This window comes from Chachezhania sediminis (assembly GCF_009765275.1).
GTDB lineage: Bacteria > Pseudomonadota > Alphaproteobacteria > Rhodobacterales > Rhodobacteraceae > Chachezhania > Chachezhania sediminis.
This window is the reverse complement of sequence record NZ_VOPH01000001.1, coordinates 487,403-506,823: the sequence shown is the minus strand read 5'-3', so window position 1 is coordinate 506,823 and position 19,421 is coordinate 487,403. Positions and strand designations below refer to the sequence as shown.

General features: G+C 65.6%; 16 protein-coding genes. 11 read left to right on the top strand and 5 right to left on the bottom strand.

What is annotated here, in order from left to right; genetic code table 11:
• Positions 1 to 5: 5 nt before the first annotated feature.
• The gene (pepN, locus tag FQK05_RS02355; protein ID WP_158964206.1) at positions 6 to 2,555 is read right to left on the bottom strand and encodes an aminopeptidase N; all 2,550 of its coding nucleotides are present in this window, start codon (positions 2,553 to 2,555) and stop codon (positions 6 to 8) included.
• A 363-nt stretch (positions 2,556 to 2,918) separates the two neighbouring features.
• Here pepN and FQK05_RS02350 point away from each other — a divergent pair, with 363 nt between their 5' ends.
• The 7 genes from FQK05_RS02350 (at position 2,919) to FQK05_RS02320 (ending at position 8,759) form a co-directional block, all read left to right on the top strand.
• Positions 2,919 to 3,110, top strand: coding sequence for a hypothetical protein (locus FQK05_RS02350; protein ID WP_158964204.1), 192 nt, complete (start codon positions 2,919 to 2,921; stop codon positions 3,108 to 3,110).
• Between the two features lie 154 nt (positions 3,111 to 3,264).
• The gene (locus FQK05_RS02345) at positions 3,265 to 3,639 is read left to right on the top strand and encodes a VOC family protein (RefSeq protein ID WP_158964202.1); all 375 of its coding nucleotides are present in this window, start codon (positions 3,265 to 3,267) and stop codon (positions 3,637 to 3,639) included.
• The gene (locus FQK05_RS02340; RefSeq protein ID WP_158964200.1) at positions 3,639 to 4,346 is read left to right on the top strand and encodes a helix-turn-helix transcriptional regulator; all 708 of its coding nucleotides are present in this window, start codon (positions 3,639 to 3,641) and stop codon (positions 4,344 to 4,346) included. The genes FQK05_RS02345 and FQK05_RS02340 overlap by 1 nt, the downstream gene beginning before the upstream one ends.
• Before the next feature lie 216 nt (positions 4,347 to 4,562).
• Positions 4,563 to 4,775 (top strand): hypothetical protein, encoded by a 213-nt coding sequence (locus FQK05_RS02335; RefSeq protein WP_158964198.1) that lies wholly within the window; start codon positions 4,563 to 4,565, stop codon positions 4,773 to 4,775.
• A 287-nt stretch (positions 4,776 to 5,062) separates the two neighbouring features.
• Complete coding sequence (locus FQK05_RS02330; RefSeq protein WP_158964196.1) at positions 5,063 to 7,204, top strand: malate synthase G; 2,142 nt, start codon at positions 5,063 to 5,065, stop codon at positions 7,202 to 7,204.
• Positions 7,205 to 7,312: 108 nt separating this feature from the next.
• Positions 7,313 to 7,735 carry a GlcG/HbpS family heme-binding protein gene (locus tag FQK05_RS02325; RefSeq protein ID WP_158964194.1) on the top strand — a complete coding sequence of 141 codons (423 nt, stop codon included), beginning with the start codon at positions 7,313 to 7,315 and terminating at the stop codon, positions 7,733 to 7,735.
• Positions 7,736 to 7,889: 154 nt separating this feature from the next.
• Entirely contained in the window at positions 7,890 to 8,759 is an 870-nt protein-coding gene (locus tag FQK05_RS02320) for a gamma-glutamyl-gamma-aminobutyrate hydrolase family protein (RefSeq protein WP_158964192.1), read from the top strand.
• 125 nt (positions 8,760 to 8,884) lie between these two features.
• Here the strand turns inward: FQK05_RS02320 and FQK05_RS02315 are convergent, their stop codons facing one another.
• Both FQK05_RS02315 and FQK05_RS02310 read right to left on the bottom strand, forming a co-directional pair.
• Positions 8,885 to 11,122, bottom strand: a complete 2,238-nt coding sequence (locus FQK05_RS02315; protein WP_158964190.1) for a xanthine dehydrogenase family protein molybdopterin-binding subunit — start codon at positions 11,120 to 11,122, stop codon at positions 8,885 to 8,887.
• 1 nt (position 11,123) lies between these two features.
• A complete protein-coding gene (locus tag FQK05_RS02310; protein WP_158964188.1) occupies positions 11,124 to 11,588 on the bottom strand; it encodes a (2Fe-2S)-binding protein in 465 nt (154 codons plus the stop codon).
• A 110-nt stretch (positions 11,589 to 11,698) separates the two neighbouring features.
• Between FQK05_RS02310 and FQK05_RS02305 the strand changes: the two genes are divergently transcribed.
• Positions 11,699 to 12,310, top strand: a complete 612-nt coding sequence (locus tag FQK05_RS02305) for a TetR/AcrR family transcriptional regulator (protein WP_158964186.1) — start codon at positions 11,699 to 11,701, stop codon at positions 12,308 to 12,310.
• A gap of 818 nt (positions 12,311 to 13,128) precedes the next feature.
• A complete protein-coding gene (locus tag FQK05_RS02300; RefSeq protein ID WP_158964184.1) occupies positions 13,129 to 13,593 on the top strand; it encodes a DUF2269 family protein in 465 nt (154 codons plus the stop codon).
• Between the two features lie 17 nt (positions 13,594 to 13,610).
• Here FQK05_RS02300 and kynU read toward each other — a convergent pair whose 3' ends face one another.
• Together kynU and FQK05_RS02290 are read right to left on the bottom strand one after the other, a co-directional pair.
• A complete protein-coding gene (kynU, locus tag FQK05_RS02295; RefSeq protein ID WP_158964182.1) occupies positions 13,611 to 14,807 on the bottom strand; it encodes a kynureninase in 1,197 nt (398 codons plus the stop codon).
• A 124-nt stretch (positions 14,808 to 14,931) separates the two neighbouring features.
• Positions 14,932 to 15,684: an SDR family NAD(P)-dependent oxidoreductase gene (locus tag FQK05_RS02290; RefSeq protein ID WP_158964180.1), complete on the bottom strand. Its 753-nt coding sequence runs from the start codon at positions 15,682 to 15,684 to the stop codon at positions 14,932 to 14,934.
• Positions 15,685 to 15,972: 288 nt separating this feature from the next.
• Here FQK05_RS02290 and FQK05_RS02285 point away from each other — a divergent pair, with 288 nt between their 5' ends.
• Positions 15,973 to 17,547, top strand: a complete 1,575-nt coding sequence (locus FQK05_RS02285) for a Re/Si-specific NAD(P)(+) transhydrogenase subunit alpha (protein WP_158964178.1) — start codon at positions 15,973 to 15,975, stop codon at positions 17,545 to 17,547.
• 13 nt (positions 17,548 to 17,560) lie between these two features.
• Positions 17,561 to 19,006 carry an NAD(P)(+) transhydrogenase (Re/Si-specific) subunit beta gene (locus FQK05_RS02280; protein ID WP_158964176.1) on the top strand — a complete coding sequence of 482 codons (1,446 nt, stop codon included), beginning with the start codon at positions 17,561 to 17,563 and terminating at the stop codon, positions 19,004 to 19,006.
• Positions 19,007 to 19,421 lie beyond the last annotated feature (415 nt).

Genomic DNA, 19,421 nt, shown 5'->3' with positions numbered 1-19,421 from the left:
CCTTGTCAGGACAGCATCCGTCCCACCATCTCGGTCATGTCGCGGGACAGGTCCGGAGTGGCGGCGATGCGCTCCAGCTCGGCCCTTGCATTAAGTTGCCGGCCGGCGTCGTAGTGGCGCCAGGTCTGGAAGGCCGCGCACATGCGCGCCGCGGTCTGCGGGTTCACCGCATCGAGCCTGATCAGCCAGTCCGCCAGCAGGCGATAGCCGGCGCCGTCCGCCGCGTGGAAACCGGCATGGTTTCCGGCCAGCGACCCGAAGACCGCCCGGAACCGGTTGGGGTTCTGCCACATGAAGTCGGAATGCTGCGTCAGCCGCGCCGTCGTCGGCACCGCGCCCCAGGGGTCGGCCTGCATCACCTGGATCGCGAACCACTTGTCCAGCACCAGCCGTTCGCCCTGCCACTGGTCATAGAAGTCTTCCAGTTCGCTGACGCCGTTCCCGGCGGCCAGAAGGCATCCCAGCGCCGCCAGTTGCATGGTCATGTTGTCGGCCGCCGAATACTGCGCCCGTGCCCGCATCGCGCCGTCGCGGCGGTTCAGGAAGGCCAGCGCCGCATTCCGCAGCGCCCGGCGGCCTGCCTGGTCCGCATTCGGGGCATAGGGTTCGCGGACCTGCATCTCTTCGTAGAGCGTGGCAAGCTCTGCCTCGGCCAGGCGCGCGATCTGGTCCTTCAGCGTCTCGGACGCGGTCCAGATCGCCATCGGGTCCGGCACGGTGCCGGCGGCGTGCAGTGCCGCCGCGATCTCGGACTGGCCGGGCAGGGCCAGCATCAAGGCGCGGTAGGCCGGGTCGAGGCTGTCGTCCCGCAGCACGTTGCGCAGGCCTTCGGCAAAGTCGCCGTCCAGCGGCGCGCCGGTCCGGGCGCCCTCCGTCAGGATCTCGCGCGCCAGGGCGCGGCCGGCTTCCCAGCGGTTGAAGGGGTCGGTGTCATGGGCCAGCAGGAAGGCCCGTTCCTCTCGGCTGACCTTTCGGTCCAGCGCGACAGGTGCCGAAAAGCCCCGCAGGATCGACGGCACCGGCTTCGACGGGATCCCGTCGAAGGTGAAGCTTTGGGTGGCGTCGGTCATTTCAAGCAGGGTGGTCGGCTGGATCTCGTCCCCGTTCGGGCCCAGAAGGCCTACGGCAATCGGGATCACCTGCGGCTTCGGGTCCGGCGAATGGGGCGTGGGGCGCGTTTCCTGCGTGAAGGTCAGCGTGTACCGGTCGCCCTCCCAGGATTCCTCTACCGTCAGGCGCGGCGTCCCGGCCTGGCTGTACCAGCGCTTGAACTGGCTCAGGTCACGGCCGGTGGCGTCCTGGAACACGGTCAGCCAGTCCTCGATCGTGCAGGCCTGCCCGTCATGGCGGTCGAAATAGAGGTCCAGTGCCCTGGCATAGCCGTCGTCGCCGACCAGCCGCTTCAGCATGCCGATGACCTCGGCGCCCTTTTCATAGACTGTCGCAGTGTAGAAGTTGTTGATCTCTTCATAGCTTTCCGGCCGGACCGGGTGCGCCAAGGGCCCCGCATCTTCCGGGAACTGCCGGCCGCGCAGGTCGATCACGTCGGCGATCCGCTTCACCGGGGCCGACCGCATGTCCGACGTGAACTGGCTGTCGCGGAAGACGGTCAGACCTTCCTTCAGGCACAGCTGGAACCAGTCGCGGCAGGTGATCCGGTTGCCGGTCCAGTTGTGGAAATACTCGTGCGCGATGATCGCCTCGATCCGCTCGAAGTTCAGGTCGGTGGCGGTTTCCGGGCTGGCCAGCACGGCGGAGGAGTTGAAGATGTTCAGCCCCTTGTTTTCCATCGCGCCCATGTTGAAGTCGTCCACGGCCACGATGTTGAAGATGTCGAGGTCGTATTCCCGGCCATAGACATCCTCGTCCCATTTCATCGACTTCCGAAGTGCTTCCATGGCGAAGGCGCACTTGTCCTCGTCGCCCGGACGGACCCAGATGTTCAGTTCCACGTCGCGGCCCGATTTTGTGGTGAAACGCCCGGGGTGGTTGATCAGCTCGCCCGCGACCAGCGCGAACAGGTAGGCCGGCTTAGGCCAGGGGTCGTGCCATTCGGCAAAGCCGGGGCCGGTGGCCACCTTATTGCCGTTCGACAGCAGCACCGGCAGGTCGCCGTTGATGCGCACGGTGAAGACGCTCATCACGTCCGGCCGGTCGGGATAGAAGGTGATCTTGCGGAAGCCTTCCGCCTCGCACTGGGTCGAATACATGCCCTTGGACATGTAAAGCCCTTCCAGCGCGGTGTTGTTCGCCGGATCGATCTCCACCACCGTTTCCCACACGAAGTCGTGGGGCGGTACGTGGCAGGTCAGGCCTTCGGCCGTGATCAACGGCGTGACCGGCATCCCGTCGATGGTGGCCGAGATGAATTTCAGATGCTCGCCATGAAGGAAGAAGGTCTTGTCTTCGGCCTCGGGATTGGGGCGGAACCCGATCTTCGTGGTCACCCGCGTGGCATGGGGCGACAGGTCGAACGTCAAGTGAACGAAGTCCACCAGATAACCGAAAGGTTTGTAATCTTTCAGGAAAATCTTGCCGGGGGCTGCGTCGCGCATTGGGGCCTCGCTTTGGCTACGGACTGGCAACGTTAGGAACAGGTTAAAATTTCCGCAGGCGGGCTACAAGGGGCGTTTCTGCACTGCCGCATTTTCTTCGCGTCGCGCGGATTCCGTCCGCCCGCGATGTCAGGGGCAAGGGCCTGTCCTGCATCGAAAAAACCGGGTCTGGCCCCGGCTTCGCCTGGTCTTGCGCCGCTTCGGAAGCGCGTTTTCCCCTTCGGAAGCGTGTTTTCCCCAGGTGCCCTGCATGCGGGCGGGGCCCGGTTTTCCCCGGCCTGCGCGGAATTGCCATGAAACAAGTCTGGCGTCCGGGCGTTGGCACCATGACGGAACACGGAAGAAGGATGGAAAGGACCCCTTATGTCTGCACCTGACACCAACGTCGACCGCGAAGCCCGGCGGCACAAGCCGGCCCTGGTCGGCATCTTCGCCGCGCTGGGCGCCATCGTGGCCCTGATCCTGGCTGTCGGCCTGTTCGCAAGTTCAAGCGATGTAGGCGACAACGACGCGACGCCGGCTGTGGCCCCTGGAACGTCGACCGCCGGTGGCTGACAGCGCCGCGACCAAATGTGGAAAAGGCCCGCCCCGGACAGCCGGCGGCGGGCTTTTCTGTTGTGCCGTCGGCACTGGTGACACATGCTGACAGGATGCTGTCAGCATGTGTGTGCGACAGAAGGCTCATCGGAAGACAGAAGGAGCCCGACCGATGACCTATGCACCTGAAAACCCGACCGTCTGGATGGAAATCCCGGTCACTGACATGGACAAAGCGATGGCGTTCTATACCGCCGTGACGGACATGGAATTCGACTACGTCACCGAAGGCCCGAACCCGATGGCGATGTTCAAGGCCGCATCCCCCGGTGGCGTGGCCGGGCATCTTTATCCGGGCAAGCCCGCGCCCCGCGGCATGGGTTCGACCATCCATCTGGCCGCGCCCGACAAGCTGGAAGCGACGATGGAACGCGTGAAGGACGCCGGCGGCACCGTGATATCTCCGCCGATCCCGTTCCCGCGGGGGCGCTTCTTCTATGCCGAGGACCTGGACGGCAACTCGGTGGGCTTCATCGAGTTCGCCTGATGCGTCGCGCCGACCGCCTGTTCGAGATCATTCAGCATCTGAGGGGCGGTCGGCGCACCACGGCCGAAAAGCTGGCCGGGGCGCTGGAGGTCAGCAAGCGCACGGTCTATCGCGATATCGCGGACCTGATGGCCTCTGGTGTGCCGATCTCGGGCGAGGCGGGGTTCGGCTATGTGCTGGACGACGGCTACGACATCCCGCCGATGATGTTCACGCGGGACGAGATCACGGCGCTGGTTGCAGGGGCCCGGCTGCTGCGCGCCTGGGGCGGGGCGTCCATGGCGCGGGCGGCGGAAGAGGCGCTGATCAAGATCGAGGAAGTATTGCCCCCCGACGCCCGCGTTCAGGCGCGGGGCGTCGAGATACGGTCCTTCGCACCGCAGATGACCGAAGCGGTGCGCCAGCGGCTGGACCTGCTGGAACAGGGGGTCGACCTGCGCCGGCGGCTGCGGCTGTCCTATGCCGACGCGGACGGACGGATAACGGAACGGGTCGTGCAGCCCTTGGGATTGTGGTTCTGGGGTAAGGTCTGGACCCTGGTCGGCTGGTGCGAACTGCGCGACGATTTCCGGATGTTCCGCGTCGATAGGATTGCGGCGATGGACGACACGGGCGAGACGTTCCGCCCGCTGAAGGGCCGGACCTTGCGCGACTTCTATGCCAAGGTCGAGGAAACCGAAGGCCGACACGTGCCGTTCGGGCGGTAGGGGGGCTTTCCACGGGCCATTGGTTTGCGGAACGGTGCGTGGAGACCACGCACCCTACGGATGGCGCAAGCTCACTCGAATGAAGGAGACGTGCGTTCTGTATCCTGAAGCGGTGGAAGATGACCCTGTTCGATAGATTCCTGACGTCCCGGAAGATTGCCCTCGTAGAATTCATCAACGACAATCTGCGGATTGTATTCTGCGGGTGGACTGCGCATGACGGTCAACAACACCCTTGCTTTCCAAGGTGGTAAAGCCGAGGGCTTTGCCGGTGCAACCGTCTTGGGAACATCGACGGGGGATCGGAATTTCAGGATCCGGTTCGACGGGGACAGAGTGCTGATCATCGGTCTGGCCGAAGATGAATGCTTTGGCCCCGAGGCGATGGTCCTGTGGCATGACAGTGGCATCTGCATTGTCTTGCTGTGACTGGCGCGTGCCTGATCAACCTTGCGACCCGGCTCCCATCGTACCTGAATACGCCGATTTCCCGCACCTTCTGGGACGTAGTCTCCACGCCTGGGTCTGGTCATGGTGATGAGGCGTGCGGACCACGTACAGTATGATCGCCGTAACCCCTGACTCTCGGAAATCTTGAAAGTGCTGCCTGCGCGCGGATGATGGATTATTCTGATGGTATCCATCATGTTTAACGACATTGCCCGAACCGGACCGATCCTCTACTCCGGGCGGGGCCTGACGAGGAGAGCGCCCGAATGACAACCCTTGTGACCGTGGAAGAGATGCAGGTGGCGCCCGAGCTGAAGGCGTTCATAGACTCAGAGGCGCTGCCGGGCACCGGAGTGGAGCCTGCCGTGTTCTGGGCCGGCCTGTCGCGCATGGCGCATGAGCTGGGCCCGGAAAACCGCGCCTTCCTGGCCCGGCGCGAAGACCTGCAGGAACAGATCGATGCCTGGCACGTCACCCATCGCGGCCAGCCCCACGATCATCAGGCCTACAAGGCCTTCCTGAGGGAGATCGGATACCTCGTCCCCGAGGGCGGGGATTTCGGGATCGAGACCCGGAACACCGACCCGGAATTCGCATCCGTCGCCGGACCGCAGCTGGTGGTGCCGATCACCAATGCCCGCTATGCGCTGAACGCCGCGAATGCGCGGTGGGGCTCGCTCTACGATGCCTATTACGGCACCGACGCCATGGGATCGCTGCCGCCCGCGGGGCCGTTCGAGGCCGGCCGTGGCGCCCGCGTCGTCGCCCGCGTGAGCGTCTTCCTGGACGAGACCTTTCCGCTGGAAGGCGCCTCTCATGCCGACGTGACCGCTTACAAGGTCGAGGACGGGGCGCTTCTTGCCGACGGCTATCCGTTGATGGAGCCCGGGAAATTTGCGGGCTTCGCCGGCGATCCGTCCCGGCCGACCTCGGTCCTGCTGGTCAATAACGGGCTGCATGTCGAACTGGTCTTCGACCGGGATCACCCGATCGGCATGACCGACCGGGCGGGAATCGCGGATGTAGTGATCGAAAGCGCGGTGTCGGCGATCATGGACTGCGAAGACTCGGTTGCCTGCGTCGATGCCGAGGACAAGGTGCTGGCCTATCGCAACTGGCTGGGCCTGATGAAAGGCGACCTGGAGGACACCTTTGAAAAGGGCGGCAAGTCCATGACCCGGACCCTGGCCGCGGATCGCGTCTTCACGGCGCCGGACGGATCACGGAAGGTGCTCAAGGGCCGGGCGCTGATGCTGGTCCGGAATGTCGGCCACCTGATGACCAATCCGGCGATCCTGGATCGAGACGGGAACGAGATCTACGAAGGCCTGATGGACGCGCTGATCACCACGGTGATCGCGATGCACGACCTGGGCCGGGATGGCGGCAATTCGACTTGCGGATCGGTTTATGTCGTGAAGCCCAAGATGCACGGGCCGGACGAGGTCGCCTTTGCCGACCGGATCTTCACCATGGTGGAAGAGATCCTGGCGCTGCCCCAATACACCGTGAAGCTGGGCATCATGGACGAGGAGCGCCGGACGTCGGTCAACCTGAAGGAGTGTATCCGGGCGGCAAAGCACCGGGTGGCCTTCATCAACACCGGCTTCCTGGACCGGACGGGGGACGAGATCCACACTTCGATGGAGGCGGGGCCGTTCAGCCGCAAGGACTTCATCAAGCGCAAGGCCTGGATTTCGGGCTACGAGAACCAGAACGTCGATATCGGCCTGGAATGCGGGCTGCAGGGCAAGGCGCAGATCGGCAAGGGCATGTGGGCCATGCCCGACAAGATGGCGGCGATGCTGCAGGCCAAGATCGAGCATCCGCAGGCGGGCGCCAACTGTGCCTGGGTGCCCAGCCCCACGGCCGCGACGCTGCATGCACTGCACTATCACAAGGTGAACGTCTTTGCCGTGCAGGACGCGCTGAAGAAGGGCGGGCGCCGCGCCTTCGTGGACACGGTGCTGGACATCCCGCTGGCGGCCTACCAGCAGTGGAGCCCCGAGCAGATCGCCCGCGAGGTCGAGAACAACGCCCAGGGCATCCTGGGCTATGTCGTGCGCTGGATCGACCAGGGCGTGGGCTGTTCCAAGGTGCCCGACATCAACGATGTGGGTCTGATGGAGGACCGCGCGACCTGCCGGATTTCCGCCCAGCACATCGCCAACTGGCTGCACCACGACGTGGTGTCGGCGCAGGATGTGATGAAGGCGCTGCACAAGATGGCGGCGAAGGTGGACGAACAGAATGCGGGCGACCCCCTTTACGAACCGATGGCGCCGGCCTTCGACGGGATCGCCTTTCAGGCGGCCTGCGATCTGATCTTCAAGGGCAGGGTGCAGCCGTCCGGTTATACCGAGCCGGTGCTGCATGCGCGGCGCCTGGAGAAGAAGGCGGCCGTCTGAAGCGGCAGGGGCGGAGCGAGGGGACCCTTGGCCCCCTCGCGCTCCCCCGCGAGTATTTTTGAAGAGAAGAAGGGGCGGGACGCGCCCCGGCCTTTGAGGGAGAGAGCCATGTTTTCGATCGAGACCGCGCGGGTCATCGTGCGTGCCGCGCAGGACGAAGGCCGCAGGAAGGGGTTCAATCCGCTGGCGGTGATCGTCCTGGACGAAGGCGGGCATACCGTGGCCTTCGAGCGCGAGGACGGTGCCTCGCCCGGCCGCTATGCCGTGGCGCATGGCAAGGCCTATGGCGCGGTAATGATGGGCATGGCGGGGACGGCCCTGACCGGGCTGGCCGAGGCGCGTCCGTTCTTTTCCGCGGCCCTGACGGGCGTCTTCGACGGCCATTTCGCGCCGGTCCCGGGGGGCGTGCTGATCCGGAACGAGGACGGGCTGGTCATCGGCGCCGTCGGCGTCAGCGGCGATACCTCGGAAAACGATGCGGATGCGGCGCTGGCCGGGATCGCGGCGGCGGGTCTGACCGGCGAACGTTGAGCGTGCGAAACGGGCAGGATGCCCGGAATCCGGGCAACAGCCTGCCAGATGTGCAGACCGGCAGATTGGACTGTGCCGGAGTGCAAGGGCCGCCGCCTTGTGGCGGCGGGGGGCGGACGTTAGCTTTTGCGGGTCAGTTTCCGAAAGGTCGACCATGTCCCGCAGCCCCTCCATCTCCGTCCAGGGTTCCTCTGCCGCCGTGCCGCTGACGGCGCCAACGGTAAAGCGCGAGGTCGGCGGGGCCGGGCGGCGGCCGGTTGTGGGCGTGATCGGCAATGCGACGGTGATCGGCGACAGTTACCAGACCTTTGCCGGCGGACGCATGAATGCCGAGGCCATTGCCCATGTCTCGGGTTGCCTGCCGCTGGTGATCCCGAGCGATCCGTCCTTCGTCTGTGTCGAGGACCTGATGGAGTGCTGCGACGGGTTCCTGCTGACCGGGGGGCGGGCCAATGTCCATCCCGAGGAATACAGCGAGGACGAGACAGAGGCGCACGGCACCTTCGACCGGGCCCGCGACGGGATCACGTTGCCGCTGATCCGGGCCTGCGTCGAAAGCGGCCAGCCCTTCATCGGCGTCTGTCGCGGTTTCCAGGAGGTGGCGGTGGCCATGGGGTCGTCGCTTTATCCTGAAATCCGGGACCTGCCGGGGCGGATGAACCACCGGATGCCGCCGGACGGCACGATCGAGGAGAAGTTCGCCCTGCGCCATGTCGTCAGCCTGCGGCCGAACGGGCCCTTTGCGAAACTGTTCGGGGCGCGCGAGGTGATGACCAATTCGCTGCACGGGCAGGGTATCAAGGAACCGGGCGAGCGGGTGGTCATGGACGGCTTTGCCCCCGACGGCACGCCCGAGGCGATTTATGTCGACGGTGCGCCGGGGTTCACGCTGTCGGTGCAGTGGCACCCGGAATACAATGCCGCGAACGATCCGGTCTCGCGGCCCCTGTTCGAGGCCTTTGGCGATGCCGTGCGCGCCTGGGCGGAGCATCGGCGTCCGGCGGCGTTGCAATGCGCAGGGTGAGGCGAACGCGTCAGGGTGCACGGGGACCATTTACCCTGTGGGTGGGCGTCAGAACGTTGACATTGGATCCTTAAAGGGAATGAGCCGCCCCATGGGGCGGCTCTCGGTCCTGTAACGGATGAACATCAGACCAGCAGGTCGAAGTCGTGCATCAACGGCAACTTGCGCGGCCTAGTTCCGGTCAGGTCGAAGATCGCGTTGGCTAGGGCCGGCATCGATCCGGGCGTGCCGGGCTCGCCGGCGCCGCCGAGATAGGGGTTCGTCTCCAGCACCCGGACTTCCATCTCCGGGCAGTTGTGGATCCTGAGAGCGTCGTAGTCGTAGAAGTTCTGCTGTTCCGCCGCGCCGTCGCTGAACGTGATCTCTCCGAAGCAGGCGGCCGACAGACCATAGACCAGGGCGCCGGTCATCTGCGCCTCGATGATCGACGGGTCCAGCGCCAGGCCCGCGTCGCAGGCGATCCAGGCCTTCGCGATGCGGATGGCGCCGTCTTCGTTCCGGACCTCGATCACTGTCGCGACCGGCGTGCCGAAACTGTAGCAGAAGGCAACGCCGCGGCCGATGCCGTCGGGGGTCTTGCCGGTCCAGCCGGACATCTCTCGGACCGCGGCGAGCGTCCCGGCCGAGGGCGCGTGGATGTCCCGGATCAGGTCGTAGCGCATCTGCAGCGGGTCGGCGCCGGCGGCATGGGCCAGTTCGTCCACGAAACATTCGTGGAAGAACCCGTTGTGGGAATTGCCGACCGACCGCCAGGACCCCACCGGCAGGGCCAGGTCCGAGACGTAGCCGCGGATGCGATAGTTCGGGATCCCGTAGGGTTGGTTGAAGGCGCCTTCGACCATCACCTTGTCCGGTCCCACCGGTGACAGGCCCATCCGCGTCATGTACTGCCTGATCGCGGATTGCGACGCGATCCGGCCGTCCAGCATCACGACTTTGCCGTCCTTCACCGCACCCTTCATCCGGGCCAGCGCCGCGGGGCGGTAGAAGTCGTGGGTCATGTCCTCTTCCCGCGACCAGGTCAGCTGGACAGGGGTGCCGTCCATCGCCCTGGCCAGCTTCGCGGCATAGACCGCGTAATCGAAATCGCCCCGCCTGCCGAAGCCGCCGCCCAGGAAGGTCGTGTGAACCTCGACATCTTCCTTGGCCACGCCGGCGGCCGCGGCACAGTGGTCCTGGACCAGGATCGGGGCCTGGTTGCCGCACCAGATGTCCAGCTTGCCGTCCTTCAGAAGAGCGGTGGCGTTCATCGGCTCCATCGTCGCGTGGGCCAGGTAGGGGACGGTATAGTCTGCCGTGACCTCGGTCGCGCCTGCGGGCAGGGTGGCGACATCGCCATCGTCGCGCATGGTCGAATCCGGGCTGCCGTCGAAGGCGCGCGCCATCCGGGCCAGGATCGCGTCGGTATCGGCGGGATAAGCGGCGGCGTCCCAATCGGGTTTTACCGCCTCGGCCGCCTGCAACGCCAGCCAGGTATTCGTGGCCACGACCGCGAAGGCATCGCCCAGGTCCACGACCTGTTCGACCCCCGGCATCCGCAACGCGTCCGAGGCGTCAAAGCCCGCCATGCCCGCGCGGGCCGGGTTTGCCTTCAGGGCCGCGAATTTCATGCCCGGCAGGCGGACGTCGATGCCGAATTCCGCGGTGCCGGTCGCCTTGGCCGCCATGTCGACGCGGGGCACCGATTTGCCCAGATAGCGCCACTGCGACGGATCCCGCAGAGCGACGTCCGTGACCGGGGAAAGCTTTGCCGCGTCCGCCGCCAGATCCTCGTATCGCAGCTCGACATTGCCCGGGGCGATGACCTTGCCGTCCCGCGTCGTCAGCCGGCTGCGGTCGATCCCCAGCCGTTGGGCCGCGGCCTCCTTCAACGTTTCCCGGGCCGAGGCGCCGGCGGCGCACATCCGCGGGAACCCGTCGGCCATCGAGGTCGAGCCGCCGGTGATCTGTGCGCCCAGAACCTTGCCGACCTTGCCCAGCACGTCGGCGATGCCGTGCTGAAAGGCCGTCATTTCGTATTCCTTGCCGGGCAGCAGGCCGCCCATCATCGCCGTGTTGTAATAGGCGGCGGCGGCCGGTCCATGGATCACGCGGACCTGTCCCAGGTCGACATCAAGTTCCTCGGCGATCATGGCGGCCCAGGTGGTCTGGACGCCCTGACCCATCTCGGCCCGGGGGGCGACCAGAGTCACGCCGTCCTGATCGATCACGACGAAGGGGTTGGGCACCGCTTGCCCCGGTTCGGGTTTCAGGGGGTTCGGGGCAGGGCGGCCGATATAGTACGCGCCGAAGGCCACGCCGCCCACGACGGCGGCGGACCCGATCAGGAAGGTGCGGCGGGCGATCTTGCCGATGCGGGACATCCTAGGCCTCCTTCATCTTGGCGGCGGCAGTATGGATCGCGGCGCGGATCCGGGGATAGGTCCCGCAGCGGCACAGGTTGCCCTGCATGGCCATGTCGATGTCGTCGTCGCTTGGGGCGGGGTTGTCCGCCAAGAGGGCCGCCGCCTGCATGATCTGCCCCGACTGGCAATAGCCGCATTGCGCCACCTGGTGGTCGACCCAGGCCGCCTGGATCGCGGCCATGGCGTCGGGCGTGCCCAGCCCCTCGATCGTCGTGACCGGCCCGTCGACATCCGCCAACGCCATCTGGCAACTGCGGACCGCCGTCCCGTTGACGTGGACGGTGCAGGCACCGCAGGCCGCCACGCCGCAGCCGTATTTCGTGCCGGTCATTCCCAGCGCGTCCCGCAGCACCCAAAGCAGCGGGACCTCGCCGGGCAGGTCGATGTCGTGTGGGGTTCCGTTGACCGTCAGTGTCGTCGACATGGGACCTCTCCCTCTGGTTTCGTCGATCCTGACAATATTTTCAAAAAACGTCAATCTGTAATTTGACAATCTGGGGCGAAAGTGTCAAAGCCCGGGCCGCGAGGGCATTCATGAGCAAAGACAGTTCCGACCCACGGCGGAAGGCGATCCTGCAGGCGGCCACCACGGCTTTCGCGTCTTACGGCTATCGGAAGACGTCGATGGACGATATCGCGCGCGCCGCAGGCATGTCGCGCCCTGCGCTGTACCTGCACTATCGCAACAAGGAAGAAATCTTCCGGACCATGGTCGACTGGTTCTATGCCGAGGCGGCCATGAACCTGCGCGAGGCCCTGGCCACAGGGGATGACCGGCCGATCGCCGCCGTGCTGTCCCGGGCCTTCCGTGCCCAGGGCGGGGACCTGCTGGCCCTGCTGATGCAATCGCCCCACGGAATGGAGCTGTTCGACGCGGGATCGCTGGTCGCGCTGGACATTGCCCAGGCGGGAGAGCGGACCCTGACCGGGATCTATGCCGACTGGCTGCACGCATTGGCCAGGGCAGGACGCATCGCCCCGCCAGAGGCGCCAGAGGCCGCGGCCCGCGCCATGACCGCAGCCCTGAAGGGGCTGAAATTCGCGGCCGACGACTATGACAGCTATGTCGCGCTGCTGGAGGCGCTTGCCGCCCTGATCGGTCCGGGCCTGGAGCGCCGGGAACCGATTACGACAAACCCGGTGTGAAAGAGCGGCGCGCTCTGCCTGCACAATAAGTCGATATTAATCGGAGTGTGTGGCGATTCCTTGCCGACGCGACTGATGCTTGTTGCTTAAAATAGACTTATTCTAATAAGTCGCGCGAAACTTCACAGATCGGACATCCGATCCGGGGGGGCGCGTGGGCAGAATACCTTTTAATTTCCTTGCTTTGGAAAATATCGATGCTGTGTCTGTCCAAGGGTGTGCCCCGGGACGGATGGGGCTTTGGTCGTCGGCCGGGCCTGTTTCGGCCGCGGAAAAGGTTCGGACTCGGATTTCGAATTCCCGAATCGAACCAGTTCGAGGCCATGGTCTCGCTGCCGGACGGCCTATGCCGGCGGGCATTCGTGTGGGGATTCGTCATGACGCGCTTCGAATCTTGACGGTCACGCATCGCCCCGGGGCCGGTGCCGCCCTGGATCTTGCCCTGCGGTCCCGCGCCGTTCGGTGTCCCTTCCCACAGGGCCGGAAAAGCCCCCGGAATGGGGATATTCCAGACTTTCCGGATGCCCGGCTTCGGGCGAGAGTCCGGGCATTCGGGTCCGGTGGGATGGACTTTCGACCAGAGCGAGATGGCCCCGGCGGACCATGCGAAACGGGACACTTCATCGAAGGTGGCCGATCGGCATGGGCCGGCCCGGGGGCGCGGGCCTATGGCAGGGTCCGGTGACGTTCCGTCATCGGTCCGGTTCCGGATGACTAACCCTGCCGACGTCGTGGACTGATCCGTCGCCGGCACTATTTGCAAAAAAAACGCCGCTTTAAGCTGGCGATACCAAACTGGCACTACTGGAAGTCGTAAAATGTACCATCTCCTACTGTTCCTCCACATGCTGAGTGCTGCAATCCTGCTGGGCACGATCCTCGGCGTCGCATTCTTCATGATACGGGCCACGGCAACCCGTAGTTCTACACGCGTGGCGCATATTGCCGGGTCGGTGCTGTCGGTGGACATTTACCTGACCTTTCCGGCGCTGGTCGTGCTACCGGTGACGGGGGTCCTGCTCAGCCGCGTGGCCGGCTTCGCGATGACGGACGGATGGCTTATGCTGTCGTCGGTGTTGTTCGCGGTGGTGGTGGCATTCTGGATCCCGCTGACACTGTTTTTGCTGCGGATGCGCGAACTGGCCGAAGACACGCGGGACGCGCGCAAGCCGATCTCGGCCGGCTTCCTGAAGTTCTACCGGCTGTGGTGGTTGTTCGGCGTGCCGGCCTTTTTCTTTACGCTGCTGATCATGTGGCTCATGATCCTTAAGCCCGAGTTCTGATCCGACAGGGACGCGCGTCAGGTCACGGCCTGGCGCACGCTGTATTCGGGCCGGTCCCAGTGCCGGCCGGCCAGGATCTGGGACAGGATCGCCGCGGCCTGCCGGATGTCGTCCTCGCCCAGGTACAGCGGCGTGATGCCGAAGCGCATGATGTCGGGGGCGCGGAAGTCCCCGATGACCCCGCGGTCGATCAGCGCCTGCATCGCGGCATAGCCGTTTTCGAACCGGAACGAAACCTGGCTGCCACGGACCTGCGGGTCGCGGGGCGAGACCAGTTCCAGCCCCGGGCAGCTGCTTTCCACTTCCCGAATGAACAGTTCCGACAGCGCGATGGAGCGGGTGCGGACATCGTGGATGTCGGCCATGTCCCAGACGTCCATCGCGGCCTCCAGCGCAGCCATCTGCAGGACCGGGGGCGTGCCCACCCGCATCCGTTCGACCTTGCGCCCCGGGCGATAGGCCAGGTCGAAATCAAAGGGTGCCTCGTGCCCCAGCCAGCCTGACAGTGCGGGCAGGGCCGCATCGGCATGGCGGGGGGCGACATAGATGAAGGCCGGCCCGCCGGGGCCGGAATTCAGGTACTTGTAGGTGCAGCCCGCCGCAAAGTCGGCGCTGCATCCCGACAGGTCCACCGGCAGGGCGCCGGCGGAATGGGCCAGATCCCAGACGGCAAGCGCGCCCATGTCATGCGCCTTGCGTGTCAGCGCTTTCATGTCGTGCTTGCGGCCGGTGCGATAGTCGACCTCGGTCAGCATCAGGACCGCGATCTCGTCGGTGATGGCGTCCTCGACCTCTTCCGGCGCCACGACGCGGAGTTCGTACTTGTCGCCCAGCGTCTTCAGCAGACCGCCGGCCATGTAGAGGTCGGACGGGAAGTTGCCGTTGTCCGACAGGACGACATGGCGGTCGGGCCGCAGGGCCAGGGCCGCGGCCAGCGCCTGGTAGACCTTGATCGACAAGGTATCGCCCAGAGTGACATGGCCTGCTTCGGCGCCGATCAGGCGGCCGATGCGGTCGCCCAGGTCGCCCGGTTTCGCCATCCAGCCGGCGCGGTTCCAGCCGGTGATCAGCATTTCGCCCCATTCGTCGCGGATCGTGGTGGCGACCCGGTCGGGCACGGCACGGGGCAGGGGGCCCAGCGAGTTCCCGTCGAGATAGATCGTGCCATTCGGCAGGTGAAAGGCGTTGCGGGTCGCGGTGAAATCGGTGGTCATGGCTATGTCCTGTCTGGCGGTCTTGCGGCGCGCGGGGCCTTCCTGTCCGGCCGCCCCCTGGGGACCGGCCGGCCGTGCAGCCCTGGCGCCCCGCTTTTCGCCGGCGCGCCAGGGCCGGGCGGCGTCACATCTGGCCGCCCGCGATCTCGATCACCTGGCCGTTGATGCTTTGCGAGCCGGGGCCCACCAGCCACATCGCGGCGGTCGCGATTTCCTCGGGGGCGATCAGGCGCTTGTGGCGGTTTTCGTCCACCATCAGACGCAGGGCCTCGTCCGCCGAAACACCGGCCCGCTGGGCAATCGATTCGATGTTGCGGTCGACGATGGGCGTCGCGACATAGCCCGGGCAGATCGCGTTGAAGGTCATTTCCGTGCCCAGGTAATCCTCGCTCAGCGCCCGGGTCAGGCCGATCAGCCCGTGCTTCGACGCGGAATAGGCCGGCGCGCCCTTCAGCCCCCGGATCCCGGCGATCGAGGCCACGGTGATCACCCGGCCCCAGCCTTCGGCCCGCATGCCCGGCAGGCAGGCGCGGATCGTCAGGAAGGCGCCATCCAGGTTCGTGGCCATCATGTTGCGCCAGAATTCCAGCGATGTCTTGTGCAGGGCGCGGCCTTCGGCAACGCCGGCATTGGCGACACAGATCTGGACCGGACCGCGGGCTTCTACCGCCTGGGCGATCTTGGCGTCCACGTCGGCCTCGTCCCGCACATCCATGGCCATGCCGGTCATGCGCTCGCCCGCCACCTCGTCCAGCACTTCCTGCCTGCGGCCGGTGATCGTGACATGCGCGCCTTGGGCCGCCAGGGCCTGCGCTATGGCTAGACCGATTCCCGTTCCGCCGCCCGTGACCAGGGCGTGCTTGCCTGAAAGATGCATCGATAACCTCCCGTTCCGTCGATTGGCCGCAACCCTAGTCGCGCAACCTGCCGTGGCAAGGGCCCGCGGGACGGCCGTGACGCAACGATGCTGCTGACAATTGTCAGTCCCAGAGGGGACTTCGGGCAACAATCCTGCCCAAACCTGCGGCACAGATGCCCGAATTGCGACAAATCCCGACATGACAGCGACCCTTTATTGCGTTGAACCGGGGCGAAAGTTAGGGGACATTCCCAAGGAAGGGGCCTGTAAAGCCCGTTGTCCGTTCACAGGAAGGGGAACGCCAAGGTGAAGATCGGAACGCCTAAGGAGCTGTTCGAAGGCGAGGCGCGCGTCGCCATGACGCCCGACAGCGCACGGCAGCTTCAGAAACTGGGCCACGAGTGCCTGATCGAGACGGGGGCCGGCCTGGCCGCCGGTTTCACGGATGCCGCCTATGAAGAGGCCGGTGTCGAGATCGTCAAGACCGGCGCCCAGCTGTACAAGGCCGCCGACGTCATCGCCAAGGTCCGTCCGCCCACGGAAACCGAGGTCAAGCGCCTGACCAGCGGTCAGACCCTGATCTCGTTCTTCTACCCTGCGGCGAACGAGGAACTGATGCAGCTGGCCGCGTCGAAGGGCGCGACCGTCGTGGCGATGGACATGGTTCCGCGGATTTCGCGGGCCCAGAAGATGGACGCGCTGTCGTCCATGGCGAATATCGCGGGCTATCGCGCGGTGATCGAGGCGGGCGCCAATTTCGGCCGCTTCTTCACCGGCCAGGTGACCGCCGCGGGCAAGGTGCCGCCGGCCAAGGTGCTGGTCGTGGGCGCCGGTGTGGCAGGTCTTGCCGCCATCGGCACCGCGACCTCGCTGGGGGCCATCACGCTGGCCTTCGACGTGCGCCCAGAAGTGGCCGAGCAGATCGAATCGATGGGGGCAGAATTCGTCTTCCTCGACTTCGAGGAAACGGCACAGGACGGCGCGGCGACGGGGGGCTATGCGGCCCCCTCCAGCCCGGAATTCCAGGCCAAGCAGCTTGAGAAGTTCCGCGAACTGGCGCCCGACATCGACATCGTCATCACCACCGCCCTGATCCCGAACCGTCCGGCGCCCAAGCTCTGGACCAAGGACATGGTCGAGATGATGAAGCCCGGCTCGGTCATCATCGACCTGGCGGCGGAACGCGGCGGCAACTGCGACCTGACCGTCCCGGACGAGAAGATCGTGACCGACAACGATGTCACCATCGTCGGCTACACCGACTTCCCCAGCCGGATGGCCACGCAGTCCTCGACGCTTTACGCGACGAACATCCGTCACATGATGACGGACCTCACGCCCGACAAGGACGGCGTGATCAACCACAACATGGACGACGACGTCATCCGTGGCGCGACGGTCACCTTCGACAAGGAAGTGACCTTCCCGCCGCCGCCGCCGAAGATCCAGGCGATTGCGGCGCAGAAGCCGAAGGAAAAGCCCAAGGAACTGACGCCGGCAGAGAGGAAGGCGGCCGAGGCCGCGGCCTTCAAGGCGCAGACGAAAAGCCAGGTGACGATGCTTGCCGTCGGCACCGTGCTGCTGCTGCTGCTGGGCCTCATCGCGCCCGCCAGCTTCATGCAGCACTTCATCGTCTTCGTGCTGTCGGTCTTCATCGGCTTCCAGGTGATCTGGAACGTTGCGCATTCGCTGCACACGCCGCTGATGGCGGTCACGAACGCGATTTCGTCCATCATCATCCTGGGCGCACTGATGCAGGTCGGATCGGGCTCCGCGCTCGTGATCATCCTGGCGGCGCTGTCGATCTTCATGGCCGGCATCAACATCTTTGGCGGCTTCCTCGTCACCCGGCGCATGCTCGCCATGTTCCAGAAGTCCTGAGGGGGTCGATAACATGGAATTCGGTTTCACTACGGCCGCCTATGTTGCTGCTGCGGTCCTGTTCATCCTGTCGCTCGGGGGCCTCTCCGGCCAGGAAAGCGCCAAGCGGGCCGTCTGGTACGGCATCGTCGGCATGGCGCTGGCGGTCTTCGCCACGCTGATCGGCCCGGGCTCGGGCCTGTGGCTCCTGTCCCTGATCCTGATCGCCGCGGGCGGCATCATCGGCTATTTTGTCGCCAAGCGCGTCCAGATGACCGAGATGCCGCAGCTGGTCGCCGCCATGCACTCGCTGGTGGGCCTGGCCGCTGTCTTCGTGGGCTTCAACGCCGAGTTCGTGATGAACGCGGTGGCGGAGCTGCAGGCCGCCGGCGATCCCGAAGCGCTGCACACGCTGAAGGGCTTTGCCGCGACCGTGGCCCACAAGACCCCGGTCGAGATCGGCATCCTGAAGGTCGAGGTCTTCCTGGGCATTTTCATCGGTGCGATCACCTTCACCGGGTCTGTCATCGCCTTCGGCAAGCTGGCGGGCAAGGTCACCTCGACCGCCAAGAAACTGCCGGGCGGCCACGTGCTGAACGCGGGTGCGGCGGGCATCTCGCTGATCTGCCTGTTCTGGTACCTTGGGTCGGGCGCGCTCTTCCCGCTGTTCCTGATGACGGTGCTGGCGCTCTTCATCGGCTACCACCTGATCATGGGCATCGGCGGCGCCGACATGCCGGTCGTGGTGTCGATGCTGAACAGCTACTCGGGCTGGGCGGCAGCGGCGATCGGCTTCTCGCTGGGCAATGACCTCCTGATCGTGGTGGGCGCGCTGGTGGGCTCGTCCGGTGCGATCCTCAGCTACATCATGTGCAAGGCCATGAACCGGTCCTTCGTCTCGGTCATCCTCGGCGGCTTCGGCGGAGCCGCGGGTCCCCAGATGGAAGTCGAGGGTGAGCAGATCGCCATCGAGGCCGACGGCGTGGCTGCCGCCCTGAACGATGCCGACAGCGTCGTCATCGTCCCGGGCTACGGCATGGCGGTTGCTCAGGCGCAGAACGCGGTCAGCGAACTGGTCAAGAAGCTGCGCGCGGCCGGCAAGGAAGTGCGCTTCGCCATCCACCCGGTGGCGGGCCGTTTGCCTGGGCACATGAACGTGCTGCTGGCCGAAGCGAAGGTGCCCTATGACATCGTTCTGGAAATGGAGGAGATCAACGACGATTTCCCCGAAACCGACGTGGTGATCGTGATCGGCTCGAACGACATCGTGAACCCGGCGGCGCAGGACGATCCGAACTCGCCGATCGCCGGTATGCCGGTGCTGGAAGTGTGGAAGGCGAAGCAGGTCTTCGTGTCCAAGCGCGGCCAAGGCACGGGCTATTCGGGGATCGAGAACCCCCTGTTCTTCAAGGACAACACACGGATGTTCTACGGCGATGCAAAGGCCTCGCTCGACAAGCTCCTGCCGATGATCGACTGAGCGCACACGGGCGGCGTGACCGCCGCCCGACATCCACCTTGCGATGGATTCAGACCGGGCCGGGGGCGCTTCCCCCGGCCCGCTCCGTTTCCGGAGCGGCCCTCCCTCGAGATACTTGAAGACCAAAGACCCCCCCGCGCGCGCCTTCCTTCTTCTCTTTTCTCCAAATACCTCCGGGGGAGTCCTCCCGGAACGGGAGGACGGGGGCAGAGCCCCCGTCTGCGCGATCGACATATGAACGAACCGGTAGGGCGCGTGCTCCGCACCCACCGCTTGTCATTCCAGGCCGGACGCCCCGTCCTTCCTTACCAGTGCATCGAACTGCTCCGGCAACACCTCCTGGCCGCCGGCCCGCGGCGCCGTGGTGCCATCCCGGACCGCGCGCATCGCCCCGCTTCGATTGCCACGCGGTCGC

Bases quoted from the DNA above. Each gene is read 5' to 3' on its own strand.
- FQK05_RS02335 (WP_158964198.1), top strand. From the start codon at position 4,563: ATGACGGTCAACAACACCCTTGCTTTCCAAGGTGGTAAAGCCGAGGGC.
- FQK05_RS02330 (WP_158964196.1), top strand. From the start codon at position 5,063: ATGACAACCCTTGTGACCGTGGAAGAGATGCAGGTGGCGCCCGAGCTG.
- FQK05_RS02310 (WP_158964188.1), bottom strand. From the start codon at position 11,588: ATGTCGACGACACTGACGGTCAACGGAACCCCACACGACATCGACCTG.
- FQK05_RS02320 (WP_158964192.1), top strand. From the start codon at position 7,890: ATGTCCCGCAGCCCCTCCATCTCCGTCCAGGGTTCCTCTGCCGCCGTG.
- FQK05_RS02300 (WP_158964184.1), top strand. From the start codon at position 13,129: ATGTACCATCTCCTACTGTTCCTCCACATGCTGAGTGCTGCAATCCTG.
- FQK05_RS02305 (WP_158964186.1), top strand. From the start codon at position 11,699: ATGAGCAAAGACAGTTCCGACCCACGGCGGAAGGCGATCCTGCAGGCG.
- kynU (WP_158964182.1), bottom strand. From the start codon at position 14,807: ATGACCACCGATTTCACCGCGACCCGCAACGCCTTTCACCTGCCGAAT.
- FQK05_RS02315 (WP_158964190.1), bottom strand. From the start codon at position 11,122: ATGTCCCGCATCGGCAAGATCGCCCGCCGCACCTTCCTGATCGGGTCC.
- pepN (WP_158964206.1), bottom strand. From the start codon at position 2,555: ATGCGCGACGCAGCCCCCGGCAAGATTTTCCTGAAAGATTACAAACCT.
- FQK05_RS02350 (WP_158964204.1), top strand. From the start codon at position 2,919: ATGTCTGCACCTGACACCAACGTCGACCGCGAAGCCCGGCGGCACAAG.
- FQK05_RS02340 (WP_158964200.1), top strand. From the start codon at position 3,639: ATGCGTCGCGCCGACCGCCTGTTCGAGATCATTCAGCATCTGAGGGGC.
- FQK05_RS02325 (WP_158964194.1), top strand. From the start codon at position 7,313: ATGTTTTCGATCGAGACCGCGCGGGTCATCGTGCGTGCCGCGCAGGAC.
- FQK05_RS02290 (WP_158964180.1), bottom strand. From the start codon at position 15,684: ATGCATCTTTCAGGCAAGCACGCCCTGGTCACGGGCGGCGGAACGGGA.
- FQK05_RS02345 (WP_158964202.1), top strand. From the start codon at position 3,265: ATGACCTATGCACCTGAAAACCCGACCGTCTGGATGGAAATCCCGGTC.
- FQK05_RS02280 (WP_158964176.1), top strand. From the start codon at position 17,561: ATGGAATTCGGTTTCACTACGGCCGCCTATGTTGCTGCTGCGGTCCTG.